11 protein-coding genes are annotated in these 14,001 nt (G+C 61.1%); all 11 read left to right on the top strand.

Annotated elements, in window-relative coordinates; translation table 11 throughout:
* The gene (gene paaH / locus AD669_RS10580) at positions 1-1,515 is read left to right on the top strand and encodes a 3-hydroxyacyl-CoA dehydrogenase PaaH (protein WP_053119435.1); all 1,515 of its coding nucleotides are present in this window, start codon (positions 1-3) and stop codon (positions 1,513-1,515) included.
* Positions 1,502-1,951: a hydroxyphenylacetyl-CoA thioesterase PaaI gene (paaI, locus tag AD669_RS10575; protein WP_053119433.1), complete on the top strand. Its 450-nt coding sequence runs from the start codon at positions 1,502-1,504 to the stop codon at positions 1,949-1,951. The genes paaH and paaI overlap by 14 nt, the downstream gene beginning before the upstream one ends.
* Positions 1,944-3,155, top strand: coding sequence for a 3-oxoadipyl-CoA thiolase (gene pcaF / locus AD669_RS10570; RefSeq protein WP_053119431.1), 1,212 nt, complete (start codon positions 1,944-1,946; stop codon positions 3,153-3,155). Before paaI ends, pcaF begins: the two co-directional genes overlap by 8 nt.
* Before the next feature lie 99 nt (positions 3,156-3,254).
* A complete protein-coding gene (gene paaK / locus AD669_RS10565) occupies positions 3,255-4,580 on the top strand; it encodes a phenylacetate--CoA ligase PaaK (protein WP_053119429.1) in 1,326 nt (441 codons plus the stop codon).
* Positions 4,581-4,848: 268 nt separating this feature from the next.
* Complete coding sequence (paaA, locus tag AD669_RS10560; protein ID WP_053119427.1) at positions 4,849-5,838, top strand: 1,2-phenylacetyl-CoA epoxidase subunit PaaA; 990 nt, start codon at positions 4,849-4,851, stop codon at positions 5,836-5,838.
* A 162-nt stretch (positions 5,839-6,000) separates the two neighbouring features.
* Positions 6,001-6,282, top strand: a complete 282-nt coding sequence (paaB, locus tag AD669_RS10555; RefSeq protein WP_008079627.1) for a 1,2-phenylacetyl-CoA epoxidase subunit PaaB — start codon at positions 6,001-6,003, stop codon at positions 6,280-6,282.
* 8 nt (positions 6,283-6,290) lie between these two features.
* Positions 6,291-7,052 (top strand): 1,2-phenylacetyl-CoA epoxidase subunit PaaC, encoded by a 762-nt coding sequence (gene paaC, locus AD669_RS10550; RefSeq protein ID WP_053119425.1) that lies wholly within the window; start codon positions 6,291-6,293, stop codon positions 7,050-7,052.
* The gene (paaD, locus tag AD669_RS10545) at positions 7,039-7,572 is read left to right on the top strand and encodes a 1,2-phenylacetyl-CoA epoxidase subunit PaaD (protein WP_053119423.1); all 534 of its coding nucleotides are present in this window, start codon (positions 7,039-7,041) and stop codon (positions 7,570-7,572) included. The genes paaC and paaD overlap by 14 nt, the downstream gene beginning before the upstream one ends.
* 30 nt (positions 7,573-7,602) lie before the next feature.
* Positions 7,603-8,679, top strand: coding sequence for a 1,2-phenylacetyl-CoA epoxidase subunit PaaE (gene paaE / locus AD669_RS10540; RefSeq protein WP_053119421.1), 1,077 nt, complete (start codon positions 7,603-7,605; stop codon positions 8,677-8,679).
* Between the two features lie 647 nt (positions 8,680-9,326).
* The gene (gene paaZ / locus AD669_RS10535; protein ID WP_053119420.1) at positions 9,327-11,390 is read left to right on the top strand and encodes a phenylacetic acid degradation bifunctional protein PaaZ; all 2,064 of its coding nucleotides are present in this window, start codon (positions 9,327-9,329) and stop codon (positions 11,388-11,390) included.
* A gap of 265 nt (positions 11,391-11,655) precedes the next feature.
* Positions 11,656-13,866 (top strand): LTA synthase family protein, encoded by a 2,211-nt coding sequence (locus tag AD669_RS10530; protein WP_053119418.1) that lies wholly within the window; start codon positions 11,656-11,658, stop codon positions 13,864-13,866.
* The last annotated feature ends 135 nt before the right edge of the window (positions 13,867-14,001 follow it).

Genomic DNA, 14,001 nt, shown 5'->3' with positions numbered 1-14,001 from the left:
ATGAGCGCACTCGACCGCAACGCAAAAATCGCCGTGATCGGTGCCGGCGCCATGGGTGCCGGCATTGCGCAAGTCGCGGCGCAAGCCGGGCATTCGGTGTTGCTGCTGGATAATCGTCCGGGCGCCGCCGCGCAAGCCATCGACGGTATCGACCGCCAACTCGGCAAACGCGTGGAGAAAGGCAAACTCGCGGCGGATGAGCGCGGCGCCATCGTCGCTCGCTTGCACGCGGTAGAAGCCATCGAAACGCTGGCCGACTGCACGTTGATCATCGAAGCGATTGTCGAAAACCTTGAAGTCAAACGCGGGTTGTTCAAACAGTTGGAAAGTCTTTGCGGCGATGACTGCATTCTCGCCAGCAACACTTCTTCACTGTCGATCACCAGCATTGCTGCAGGGCTGCAACGCCCGGAACGTCTGCTCGGACTGCACTTCTTCAACCCGGCGCCGGTGATGCCATTGGTGGAAATTGTCTCCGGGTTGGCCAGCGATCCCGCCCTCGCCCAGACCTTGTTCGAGACGGCCAAAGCCTGGGGCAAGCAACCGGTTCACACCCGTTCGACGCCGGGTTTCATCGTCAATCGCGTGGCCCGGCCGTTCTACGCCGAAAGCCTGCGCCTGCTACAAGAAGGCGCCGCCGATTGCGCGACCCTCGACGCGCTGATGCGTGAGGCTGGCGGCTTCGCTATGGGCGCCTTCGAACTCACTGATCTGATCGGCCACGATGTGAATTACGCGGTGACCTGTTCGGTGTTCGACGCCTATTACGGCGACAGCCGTTTTCAGCCGTCGCTGATCCAGAAAGAACTGGTCGACGCCGGGCGTTTCGGCCGCAAAAGCGGTCGTGGTTTCTACGATTACAGCGAAGGCGCGCAACGTCCGCAGCCGCAACAGATCAGCAGCGATGCGAGCGTCGATAGCTGCGTGGTCGAAGGCGATCTCGGCGTCCTTAACGATTTGCTGCCACGCCTGAAAACCAGCGTGATCAAGCGCGATGGCAAAGGCCTGTTAAGGGTCGGCGACGCGGTATTGGCCCTGAGCGACGGGCGCATGGCCAGCCAACGTGCGAAGGAAGACGGCCTGCGCAATCTGATCCTGATTGACCTGGCTTTCGATTACGCCAGCGCCAAACGCATCGCCATCAGTTGCTCGGCGGACATCAGCACTGACGCCCGCGAACAAGGCATCGCCCTGCTGCAAAGCGCCGGACTGCAGGTCAGTCTGCTCAGCGACACACCGGGTCTGGCCGTGCTGCGCACCGTTGCCATGCTCGCCAACGAAGCCGCCGACACCGTACTGCACGACGTTGCCTCGGCAGCAGACATCGATCTGGCCATGCGCGCTGGAGTGAATTACCCGCAAGGCCCATTGGCCTGGGCCGAGCGCATCGGCCTGGCGCAGATCACCCAAGTCCTCGACCACCTGCAAGCCAGTTACGGCGAAGAACGCTATCGGCCATCGCTGCTGTTGCGCCGCAAAGTCGCCGAAGGGAGCACATTCCATGACCAGCCTTGAAGCCATGAGCCTCGCCAGCCGTTGCGCGCAAACCATGTTCGACCGCGATGCCGCCACCCAAGGCTTGGGCATCCGCCTGATCAGCGCCGCGCCCGGCAGCTGCACCTTGGGCATGGGCGTGCGCGCCGACATGATTCAAGGCCACGGCACCTGCCACGGCGGTTTCCTCTTCGCCCTCGCCGACTCGGCGTTTGCCTTTGCCTGCAACAGTTACAACGACGCCACCGTGGCGATCGGTTGCAGCATCGATTACATCGCGCCCGCGCAGTTGGGCGACACGCTCACCGCACGCTGCACCGAGCAATCGCGCTCGGGCCGCACTGGCAACTACGACGTGCGCATTGAAAACCAGCAGGGCCAGTTGATCGCCCTGTTCCACGGCAAATCCTACAAAGTGCGCGGCACCGTGCTGACGCCGGAGACTCCCCATGAATGACGCTCTGATCATCGACGCCGTGCGCACCCCGATCGGTCGCTACGCCGGCAGTTTGAGCAGCGTGCGCGCCGACGACCTCGGCGCCGTGCCGCTGCGTGAACTGTTGCGCCGCCACCCGCAAGTCGACTGGAGCCAGGTCGACGACGTGATCTACGGCTGCGCCAATCAGGCCGGTGAAGACAACCGCAACGTCGCGCGCATGTCGGCGCTGTTGGCCGGGCTGCCGGTCAGCGTGCCGGGCACCACGCTCAACCGCTTGTGCGGCTCGGGACTGGATGCGATCGGCACTGCCGCACGGGCGATTCGCAGCGGTGAGGCCGGGCTGATGCTGGTCGGCGGCGTCGAATCGATGTCGCGGGCACCGCTGGTGATGGGCAAGGCTGAAACCGCGTTTTCCCGTTCGGCGGAGATGCACGACACCACCATCGGCTGGCGTTTCGTCAATCCGCTGATGAAGAAAACCTTCGGCATTGATTCGATGCCGGAGACCGCAGAAAACGTCGCCGCACAGTTCAACATTTCCCGCGCCGACCAGGACGCCTTCGCCCTGCGCAGCCAGCAACGCGCCTCAGCCGCGCAGGCCAGCGGACGCTTGGCGAAAGAAATCGTTGCCGTGGAAATCCCCCAGCGCAAAGGCCCGGCCAAAGTCGTCGAGCACGACGAACACCCGCGCGCCGACACCACGCTGGAGCAACTGCAGAAACTCGGCACACCCTTCCGCGAGGGCGGCAGCATCACCGCCGGCAATGCTTCGGGCGTGAATGACGGCGCCTGCGCCTTGCTGCTGGCCAATGCGCAAACCGCACAGCATTACGGTTTGAAGGCTCGCGGCCGGGTCGTGGCGATGGCCACTGCCGGCGTCGAGCCACGGATCATGGGCATCGGCCCGGTGCCGGCCACGCGCAAGGTGCTGGAACTGGCCAACCTCAGCCTCGCCGACATGGACGTCATCGAACTCAACGAAGCGTTCGCCGCGCAAGGCCTGGCGGTGCTGCGTGAACTCGGTCTGGGCGATGACGACCCACGCGTCAACCCGAACGGCGGCGCCATTGCCCTCGGCCATCCGCTGGGGATGAGCGGCGCGCGACTGGTCACCACCGCCCTGCAGGAATTGGAAGAGCGTCAGGGCCGCTATGCGCTGTGCACCATGTGCATCGGTGTCGGTCAAGGCATCGCGCTGGTGATCGAGCGTTTATCCGACTAAAGAACCGCGATTCCCGAGGTGCCGACAGGTATCCTTGGGGCATGCACTCAGAGCCCTGCGCCACCGGGGCTGAAACACAAAAATAATTCGAGTGAAGTCATGAACATGCCAATTGCCCAAGCCGTGCTCAACCCAGAACTGGATCCGCTGGAAACCGCCAGCGTCGACCAGTTGCGTCAGCATCAACTCGAGCGCCTGCGCTGGAGCCTCAACCACGCCTACAACAATGTGCCGCTGTACCGTCAACGCTTCGATGCGCTGGGTGTGCACCCGGACGACATTCGCTCGCTGGACGATCTGGCGAAGTTTCCGTTCACCACCAAATCCGACCTGCGCGACAACTACCCCTACGGCATGTTTGCCGTACCGATGCATGACGTCGTGCGCCTGCACGCGTCCAGCGGCACCACCGGCAAACCGACCGTCGTCGGTTACACGCAGAACGACATCGACACCTGGGCCAACATCGTTGCCCGTTCGATTCGCGCGGGCGGCGGCCGCCGCGGTGACAAGGTGCACATCTCTTACGGTTACGGCCTGTTTACCGGCGGCCTCGGCGCGCATTACGGTGCTGAACGCTTGGGTTGCACGGTGATTCCGATGTCCGGCGGCCAGACCGAAAAACAAGTGCAATTGATCAAGGACTTCCAGCCCGACATCATCATGGTCACGCCGTCGTACATGCTCAACATCGCCGACGAGATCGAACGTCAGGGCATCGACCCGCATAAACTGGCCCTGCGCCTGGGCATCTTCGGCGCCGAGCCGTGGACTGCCGAACTGCGCAGCGCCATCGAGGCACGCTTGGGCATCACTGCGCTCGACATCTATGGCTTGTCGGAAATCATGGGCCCGGGCGTGGCCATGGAATGCGCGGAAAGCCGCGACGGCCCAACGATCTGGGAAGACCATTTCTACCCGGAAATCATCGACCCGATCACCGGCGAAGTGCTGCCGGACGGACAGATGGGCGAACTGGTGTTCACTTCGCTGAGCAAAGAAGCCCTGCCGATGATCCGCTACCGCACCCGCGACCTCACTCGCCTGCTGCCGGGCACCGCACGCCCGATGCGCCGTATCGACAAGATCACCGGCCGCAGCGACGACATGCTGATCATCCGCGGCGTCAACGTGTTCCCGACCCAGGTCGAAGAGCAGGTGCTGAAAGTCAAACAGCTGTCGGAGTCATACGAGATTCACCTGTATCGCAACGGCAATCTCGACAGCGTCGATGTCCACGTCGAGCTCAAGGCCGAGCATCAAGGCTTGAGTGATGAACAGCAGAAAGCCCTGTGCGGGGAACTGAGCAAGCACATCAAGACCTACATCGGTATCAGTTCACGGGTGCTGCTGCAGCCGCCGTTCTCGATCAAACGCTCGGAAGGCAAGGCTTGCCATGTGATCGACAAACGCGTGAAAGCTTAAAAGCAATAACAGCGGCGAAGGTGCAAGGCCTTCGCTGCTCGCTGCAATCCCTCCCTCCCCCTGCAAAACCACGGCGATGCTCTGCCGAGCATCGCCGTGCGCGTTTTTCCGCTTTGCAAATGCGCGGCAACGCTCACCATTCATCCGAAGCGATACAGAAAAAACATACGACACGTTATTTTGTGTTTGATATTAATTTCCGTATCACTTATAAAGTTCTCCATGCCCTCGAACATGCCTTCGAAAAACCTGAGGCAGGAGAACAATAATGTACGCACAGCTTGTAGAAACCGGCGTCAAGCGCATCAAAGACCTTGCGGAGATGTCCGAAGAGGAACGCGCCTTCCAGGAAAAAATCGATTCAGAAATCAAGATCGAAGCGAAAAACTGGATGCCCGATGCGTATCGCCAGACGCTGATCCGGCAGATTTCCCAGCACGCCCACTCCGAAATCGTCGGCATGCTTCCGGAAGGCAACTGGGTGACTCGCGCACCGTCGCTCAAGCGCAAACTGCAATTGATGGCGAAGATTCAGGACGAGGCTGGCCACGGTCTGTACCTCTACAGCGCGATGGAAACCCTCGGCGCCGATCGCGATGAAGAGATCGCCAAGCTGCACAGCGGCAAAGCCAAGTATTCGAGCATCTTCAATTACCCGACGCTGAACTGGGCCGACATGGGCGCGGTGGGCTGGCTGGTCGACGGCGCCGCGATCGTCAATCAGGTGGTGTTGCAGCGCACTTCGTACGGCCCTTACTCGCGGGCCATGGTGCGCATCTGCAAGGAAGAGAGTTTCCATCAGCGCCAGGGCTACGAAATTCTCCTGACCATGATGCGTCACGGCACTCAGGCGCAAAAAGACATGGTGCAGGACGCGATCAATCGCCTGTGGTGGCCGTCGCTGATGATGTTCGGCCCGAGCGATGAGCACTCGCCGAACAGCGCGCAATCGATGGCCTGGAAGATCAAACGCCAGAGCAACGACGAACTGCGCCAGCGCTTTATCGACCAGACCATCCCGCAGCTCGAACTGCTCGGCTGCACCTGCCCCGATCCTGACTTGAAGTGGAACGCCGAGCGCGGCCACTACGACTTCGGCGAAATCCAGTGGAACGAGTTCTACGAAGTGCTCAAGGGCAACGGCCCGTGCAATCAGGAACGCGTCGCCACCCGCCGCAAAGCCATTGAAGACGGCGCCTGGGTACGCGAAGCCGCCGTCGCTCATGCCCGTAAAAAAAACAACAAAAACGCCGCCTGACCCAAGGCACGACTGCTGATCGTTCCCACGCTCTGCGTGGGAACGCCTCAAGGGACGCTCTGCGTCCAGTGACGCGGAGCGTCACGGGCTGCATTCCCACGCAGGAGCGTGGGAACGATCGATTGTCAGCCGCACTAACCGAACTGATGTGGAGTGAATGACATGTCCCAATGGACCCTTTTCGAAGTTTTCGTGCGCAGCAAGCACGGCCTCAATCACAAACACGTCGGCAGCGTGCATGCCGCCGACACCACCATGGCCATCGAAAACGCCCGCGAGCTCTACACCCGTCGCAGCGAGGGTGTGAGCCTGTGGGTGGTGCCTTCGGCGCTGATCACCGCCTCGTCGCCGGATGAAAAGGATCCGCTGTTCGATCCGGCTGACGACAAAGTTTATCGCCACGCCAGTTTCTACGAACTGCCGGCCGAAGTCGGGCACATGTGAGGTCGACCATGAACGATAAAACCGATCTGATCGAATACCTGCTGCGCCTCGGTGACAGCGCCCTGATTCAGGGCCAGCGTCTGTGCCAATGGTGCGGCAAGGCGCCAGCGCTGGAAGAAGAACTGGCGCTGATGAACGTCGGCCTCGACCTCGTTGGCCAGGCGCGGCACTGGCTGGAATACGCTGCCGAGTTGCTGGATGACGGCCGCGATGCCGATGATCTGGCCTTCCGCCGCGACGAGCGTGCCTACCGCAATCTGCTGCTGGTCGAGCAACCGAATGGCGACTACGCCGTGACCATGCTCAAGCAATTCCTCTACGACGCCTGGCACCTGCCGGTGTTGCAGGGCCTGAGCCAGTCGAGCGACGAACGCATTGCCGGGATCGCCGCCAAAGCGGTCAAGGAAGTCACCTATCACCTGCGCCGCTCCGGCGAGTGGATCGAACGCCTGGGCGATGGCACCGAAGAAAGCCATCGGCGCATGCTCGCGGCGATTCCGGAAGTCTGGCGTTTCACCGTGGAACTGATCGCCGCAGACGACAGCGAACAACGTCTGTGCGCGGCCGGTATTTCGCCGGACATCGCCAGCGTCGCTGCGCAATGGCAAGCCACGGTCAACGACGTGTTCACTCGCGCCACCCTGCCCGTCCCGGCGGCGCCGAGTTACTTCTATCTGAATGCCCGTCGCGGTCTGCACAGCGAACACTTGGGCATTTTGCTCGCAGAAATGCAGTTCCTGCCCCGAGCGTACCCCGATGCAACCTGGTGAGCTGATCACCAGCGATCGCGGCGCCCGGCCGGCGCTGCTCGGTGATCTGGACAAGGCCTGGGCGATCCTCGCCGAAGTCATGGATCCGGAGGTGCCGGTGGTCAGCGTGGTCGATCTGGGTATCGTCCGCGATCTCGACTGGCAGGCCGGGCATCTGCACGTGGTGGTCACGCCGACCTACTCCGGTTGCCCGGCCACCGAAGTGATCGAGGATGACATCCGCACCGCGTTGGAACAGGCCGGATTCAATGCGCCGAAACTGGAGCGCAAATTGACCCCGGCGTGGTCGACCGACTGGATCACCGCCGATGGCCGCGAACGCCTGCGCGCTTACGGCATCGCCCCGCCCGACGGCAGCGCAAGCAAACGCACGCTGCTCGGCGAGAGTCCGACGGTGCTCTGCCCGCAGTGCGGCAGCGCCCACACCGAAGTGCTCAGCGAGTTCGGTTCGACCGCGTGTAAAGCCTTGTACCGCTGCTGCGATTGCCGCGAGCCCTTCGACTATTTCAAGTGCATCTGAACGGCACAGCGCCGTGTCGGGAGAACAATAATGAGCAAATTTCACAGCCTGACCATCAAGGACGTGCGCAGCGAAACCCGCGACGCCGTGTCCATCGCCTTCGACATTCCGCAGCACCTGCAGGACAGTTTTCAGTTCACCCAAGGCCAGCACCTGGTGATGCGCACGCAGATGGACGGCGAAGAAGTGCGCCGCTCGTATTCGATCTGCACCGGGGTGAATGACGGCGAACTGCGCATTGCGATCAAACGCGTGGCCGGCGGGCGGTTCTCGGCGTTTGCCAATGAGCAATTGCAGGCTGGGCACACGCTGGAAGTGATGCCTCCGGCCGGGCATTTTCATGTTGATCTGGATCCGGCGCGGCACGGTAATTATCTCGCCGTGGCAGCGGGTTCGGGCATCACGCCGATTCTGTCGATCATCAAAACCACGCTGGAGAACGAACCGCACAGCCGCGTCACGTTGCTGTACGGCAACCGTTCCAGCTCCGGTGCGTTGTTCCGTGAACAGCTGGAAGACCTGAAAAACCGTTACCTGCAACGTCTGAATCTGATCTTCGTGTTCAGCCGCGAACAGCAGGATGTTGACCTCTATAACGGTCGCATCGACGCGCAGAAATGCGAGCAACTGTTCAGCCGCTGGCTCGACGTCAAAGCCCTCGACGCAGCGTTTATCTGCGGCCCGCAAGAGATGACCGAAACCGTGCGCGACAGCCTCAAGGCCAAAGGCATGGGCGGCGAGCGCATCCACTTCGAACTGTTCGCCGCTGCCGGTAGCCAGCACAAACGCGAAGCCCGCGAGGCCGCGCAGATGCTCGACGCCGGGGTCAGCCAGATCACCGTGATCAGCGACGGCCGCGCTGTGGCGTTCGAACTGCCACGCAACAGCCAGAGCCTGCTCGATGCCGGCAATGCGCAGGGGCTGGAACTGCCGTATTCGTGCAAGGCCGGCGTGTGCTCGACCTGCAAGTGCAAAGTCATCGAAGGCGAAGTCGACATGGACAGCAACCATGCGCTGGAAGATTACGAAGTCGCGGCAGGTTATGTGCTGTCGTGCCAGGCGTACCCGGTGAGCGACAAAGTCGTCCTCGATTTCGACCAGTTCTAAAGGATTCACACCGATCCCTGTAGGAGTGAGCCTGCTCGCGAAGGCGTCATCAGATTCAACATTGATGTCGCCTGACACACCGCTTTCGCGAGCAGGCTCACTCCCACAGAGGATGGCGGTGCTCACAGCGCCAGGCATCAACACAAAACAATGTGGGAGCGAGCTTGCTCGCGAAGGCGTCATCAGATTCACCATTGATGTCGCCTGACACACCGCTTTCGCGAGCAGGCTCACTCCCACAAGGGAATGGTGGTGTTCACAGAGTCAGGCATCAGCACAAAACAATGTGGGAGCGGGCTTGCTCGCGAAGGCGTCATCAGATTCAACATTGATGTCGCCTGACACACCGCTTTCGCGAGCAAGCCCGCTCCCACAGGGGAACGGTGGTGCTCACAGAGCCAGGCATCAGCACAAAACAATGTGGGAGCGGGCTTGCTCGCGAAGGCGTCATCAGATTCAACATTGATGTCGCCTGACACACCGCTTTCGCGAGCAGGCTCACTCCCAAAGGGGATGGTGGTTCTCAATGAGCCAGGCATCAACACAAAACAATGTGGGAGCGGGCTTACTCATTTCATCCGTTCGATGACCGGCATCGGCGCGTCCGGCGCCAGCCAACACTAATTTCAAGCACAGGAGCTTATTTCATGTCCCACGCCCCTACCCTGCAAAGCTTCCTCGCCGGCCGCTGGATCGGCCAACACGGCGCGCAAATCCTGCGCAGCGCCATCGACGGCCACGAGCTGGCGCGCACGCATGAAGAACGCCCGGACTTCGCCGAAGCTATCGACTTCGGTCGCCGCCAAGGCGTCACCGAACTGATGAAGCTCGACTTCCAGCAACGCGCGCAACGCCTCAAAGCCCTGGCGCTGTACCTCAGCGAACGCAAGGAAGAGCTTTACGCGCTCTCGCACCACAGCGGCGCCACCCGCGCCGACAGCTGGATCGACATCGAGGGCGGCAACGGCACGCTGTTCACCTACGCCGGCCTCGGCGCGCGTGAGTTGCCGTCGGGCAACATCGTCCACGAAGGCCCGGCGCTGCCCTTGGGCAAACTCGGCACCTTTGCCGGCACGCACATTCTGGTGCCGCGCGGCGGCGTCGCGGTGCACATCAACGCGTTCAACTTTCCGATTTGGGGCATGCTGGAAAAATTCGCGCCGTGCTTCCTCGCGGGCATGCCGTGCATCGTCAAACCGGCCAGCGCCACCAGTTATCTGACCGAAGCCGTGGTACGCATGATGGATGCCTCGGGCCTGTTGCCGACCGGCAGCCTGCAATTGGTAATCGGCAGCACCGGCGACCTGCTCGACCGCATGCAAGGCCAGGACGTGGTGACCTTCACCGGCTCCGCCGACACCGCCGCCAAGCTGCGCGTCAACCCGAACCTGATCCGCAACTCGGTGCCGTTCAACGCCGAGGCCGACTCACTGAACTGCGCGATCCTCGCCCCTGACGTAACCCCGGACGACGAAGAGTTCGAGCTGTTCATCAAAGAAGTCGCCCGCGAGATGACCACCAAGGCCGGGCAGAAATGCACGGCGATTCGCCGCGCCATCGTGCCCAAGCAACACATCGACGCCGTCGCCACACGTCTGCGCGATCGTTTGGCGAAAGTCGTCGTCGGCGATCCATCCGTGGAAGGCGTGCGCATGGGCGCATTGGCTTCCCATGATCAGCAGAAGGACGTCGGCGAACGCTTGCAAAGCTTGCTGCAAAGCTGCGATCAACTGTTCGGCGCTGAGGACGGTTTCGAACCGCGCGGCGCAAACGTCAGCCAAGGCGCATTCTTCGCTCCAACGCTGTTGCTGGCCCGTGATCCGCACGCCGAAGGTGGCGCGCATGACATCGAAGCCTTCGGCCCGGTCAGCACACTGATGGCCTACGACGATCTCGATGAAGCGCTGGTGCTGGCCGCGCGCGGCAAGGGCAGTCTGGTTGCCAGCCTCGTCACCAAAGATCCGAAAATCGCCGCCAAAGCCATTCCGGTTGCCGCGGCCTGGCACGGCCGTTTGTTGGTACTGGATCGCGAATCCGCGGCCGAATCCACCGGCCATGGTTCGCCACTGCCACAACTGAAACACGGCGGCCCGGGTCGCGCTGGTGGTGGTGAAGAGTTGGGTGGCTTGCGTGCAGTAAAACATTACCTACAACGCGCCGCCGTGCAGGGCTCGCCGACCATGCTCGCTGCCGTCACCGGTGAACACGTGCGCGGCGCAAAAGTCATCGAGACCGAAGTGCATCCATTCCGTCGACACTTCCAGGATCTGCAGATCGGCGAGTCGCTGCTGACTCACCGCCGCACTGTCACCGAAGCGGATCTGGTCAACTTCGGCTGTCTGTCCGGTGACCACTTCTACATGCACTTCGACGACATCGCCGCCAAGGAATCGCAGTTCGGCAAACGCATCGCCCACGGCTATTTCGTGCTGTCGGCGGCCGCTGGCCTGTTCGTCTCCGCTGCGCCCGGCCCGGTGCTGGCCAACTACGGCCTCGACACTTTGCGTTTCATCAACCCGGTCGGTATCGGCGACACCATTCAGGCGCGCCTGACCTGCAAACGCAAGATCGACCAAGGCAAGAAAAGCCCGCAAGGCATTCCGCAAGGCGTGGTGGCGTGGGATGTGGAAGTCACCAACCAGCTTGGTGAACTGGTGGCCAGTTATGACATTTTGACGTTGGTGGTGAAGCGCGAAGAAGTCGTAGCGTAACGAAAAAAGGGGCAGCGCAAGGTTGCCCCTTTCCCACAGGGGATTTGATTGGGTTCTGGAGTTATTAAACAGGCTGAAACAATAAACACGCCGATAGAAATATCGACGATTGTTGGGCAACTCTAGAGCCGCTCTGGGTTTCAAGCCATTCAGCACCTGCCCAAACCAGATCAGCCAAGCGTTTAAAAGGGCCATCAGTCCGCCCACCCTTGGTATCATCGCCCACACTTTTTTGACGTTTTAATGACGGTAAGGTCTTTTTTTTGTGAGCGCTCTTTTTCACCGTTTGCGGCATCCGCATGCCCGCCTCGTCTCGTTGATCATTCTGGTGCTGATCGTGCCGGTGTGCCTGCGCGCGGTATTGGGCTGGTCGTCACCGCTGGGGTATCTGTCAGATCTGGCCATTGGCAGTTCGCTGGTGGTTTTGCTGCACCGCCGCGCCTGGTGGCTGGCGCTGCCGGTGCTGTTGTTTTGGGGCCTGCTGGCGGTGGCGACTGCTGAACTGGTGAGCGCAGTCGGCCGCCTGCCGACACCTTCCGACATTCATTACCTGATCGATCCGCAATTTGTCGAAAACTCCACCGGCGGCGGATTGGCGCATCCGGCGGTGGGCGTTGTTTTGCTGTTGGCGCTGATGGTCTGGCTGCTGACCCGGTATCTCGGGCGCGGCGTCACTCGCCCAGCCCTGCCCCGCGCGGTGTGGAGCGTGCCACTGGTGTTGTTCGCCGCGCATTGGGGCGCGCAGAACCTGTGGCCGAACGAAGCTGATCCGTGGCGGCTGTACAACCTGCCACACCAACTGCTCGCCAGCGAAGTCGCCGATCTGCAGATTCAAGCCGAAGAATGGCTCGACGGCGATATTGAAGAACCCGCGCCGGCGATGGCCGGGCTCACCGACGTCGACCTCAATGGCCACAAATTGCTGGCCGCGCCGGGCCAGGCGCGCAACGTGCTGATCATCGCGCTGGAAGGCATTCCCGGCGCCTACCTCCGCGCTAACCGCGAAGCCATTGGCAGCCATTATCAGGAAGACCTGATGCCCAACCTCAGCCGCTGGGCCGAGCGCGGCATGAACACTCCGGATTACGTGCTGCACACGCACCAGACCATTCGCGGCCTGTACGCGATGCTCTGCGGCGATTACGACAAACTCAACAACGGCACGCCCAAAGGCGTGGAAATGCTTACCCTGCATGAACGCAATCAGGCCTGTCTGCCGGCGCAACTGCGCCAGCACGGTTTCAGTACGCACTACCTGCAAGGCGCCGGGTTGCGCTTCATGGCCAAAGACAAAATCATGCCGCACATCGGTTTCGATGCGACCCATGGTCTGGAATGGTTCACCAACAGCAACTACCTGGAATTCCCTTGGGGCAAGGATGACAAGGCCTTCTTCGAGGGTGCGCTGGACTATGTCGGTAAACTAAAGAAGCAGAAACAGCCATGGATGCTCACGCTACTGACCGTTGGCACGCACCAGCCCTACTCCGCCCCGGAGGAATATCTGGAGCGTTATGAAACGCCCAAACAAGCCGCCGTTGGTTATCTCGATGACGCGCTGGAGCAGTTCCTCAGCGGTCTCGAACGCCAAGGCGTGTTGAAAGACACGCTGGTAGTGATTACTTCGGATGAATCCCATGGCATCGACGGTGTACGCCTGGCCTCCTCTTGGGGATTCAATCTCACCCTCGCGCCCGAGCAATCGCAACTGCCAAGGCTGAACAAAGGGGTTTATGGCCACGTTGATCTGAGCACGTCGATCCTCGACTATTTCGACCTGCCGGTACCCACGGCACTCAGCGGTCGTTCGCTGTTCCGCGACTACGATTCCGGTCGCGAAATCATGTCCTTCACCAACGGCAAACTGCGTTACCACAATGGCCAAGGCATCTTCTCCGAATGCGACATGCCACGCCGCTGCCGCTATTACGAAAGCGCCGGATTCATCGCCGAAAGCGCCACCTACAAAGGCAACTACAGCGGCCAGCCTGCCCGCCAGATCGCCGCCCGCGCCAACGCACTCGACCTGTCACTGCTGCGCACTCCACTCAATCAGCGCTATCAGTTCGGCAGCACCAACGTCATCCCGCTACAGGCGCAAATCAAGGACGACTGGGCCGACAACCTGATCGGCGCGCAATACCTGGAAATGCCCAAAGGCTCTTACACCCGCGTACGCCTGACGGTGCGTGCGGTTGATCCGCAGCAAACGGCGTTTATTCAGCTCAAGGCCAAGGAATTCGAGAAAGACGTGCAGTTGGGTCTGCCGACGGAAATGGTCGCCACGGCGGATCAACCGCTGGAGATGGATTTCAGCTTTGATAACCCGCAGCAGCGAAAGGCGTTTTCTTTTCATCTGCTGGGGTATGGGGAAGGCGCGGTTGAGGTCACGGATTTCAGCGTGATTACTGAACTGCCGGGCCAGGAAGACCTCCTGGACGAAGTGCCAGAGGACGACACCGCCCAATCCACCTGAATATTTTTCGCCTCAATGCCAATGTAGGAGCTGCCGAAGGCTGCGATCTTTTGATCCTGATCTTTTAGAGGAAAGATCAAAAGATCGCAGCCTTCGGCAGCTCCTACATGTGCAGGGCAATAAAAGACTTTGCCT

Origin of the sequence: Pseudomonas sp. P1.31 (genome assembly GCF_001269815.1) — a bacterium.
In the GTDB taxonomy this organism is placed as follows: Bacteria; Pseudomonadota; Gammaproteobacteria; order Pseudomonadales; family Pseudomonadaceae; genus Aquipseudomonas; species Aquipseudomonas rustica.
This window is presented reverse-complemented; position numbering and strand designations above follow the sequence as displayed.

Coding starts and splice junctions, on each gene's coding strand:
- paaH (WP_053119435.1), top strand. CDS start 1: ATGAGCGCACTCGACCGCAACGCAAAAATCGCCGTGATCGGTGCCGGC.
- paaI (WP_053119433.1), top strand. CDS start 1,502: ATGACCAGCCTTGAAGCCATGAGCCTCGCCAGCCGTTGCGCGCAAACC.
- pcaF (WP_053119431.1), top strand. CDS start 1,944: ATGAATGACGCTCTGATCATCGACGCCGTGCGCACCCCGATCGGTCGC.
- paaK (WP_053119429.1), top strand. CDS start 3,255: ATGAACATGCCAATTGCCCAAGCCGTGCTCAACCCAGAACTGGATCCG.
- paaA (WP_053119427.1), top strand. CDS start 4,849: ATGTACGCACAGCTTGTAGAAACCGGCGTCAAGCGCATCAAAGACCTT.
- paaB (WP_008079627.1), top strand. CDS start 6,001: ATGTCCCAATGGACCCTTTTCGAAGTTTTCGTGCGCAGCAAGCACGGC.
- paaC (WP_053119425.1), top strand. CDS start 6,291: ATGAACGATAAAACCGATCTGATCGAATACCTGCTGCGCCTCGGTGAC.
- paaD (WP_053119423.1), top strand. CDS start 7,039: ATGCAACCTGGTGAGCTGATCACCAGCGATCGCGGCGCCCGGCCGGCG.
- paaE (WP_053119421.1), top strand. CDS start 7,603: ATGAGCAAATTTCACAGCCTGACCATCAAGGACGTGCGCAGCGAAACC.
- paaZ (WP_053119420.1), top strand. CDS start 9,327: ATGTCCCACGCCCCTACCCTGCAAAGCTTCCTCGCCGGCCGCTGGATC.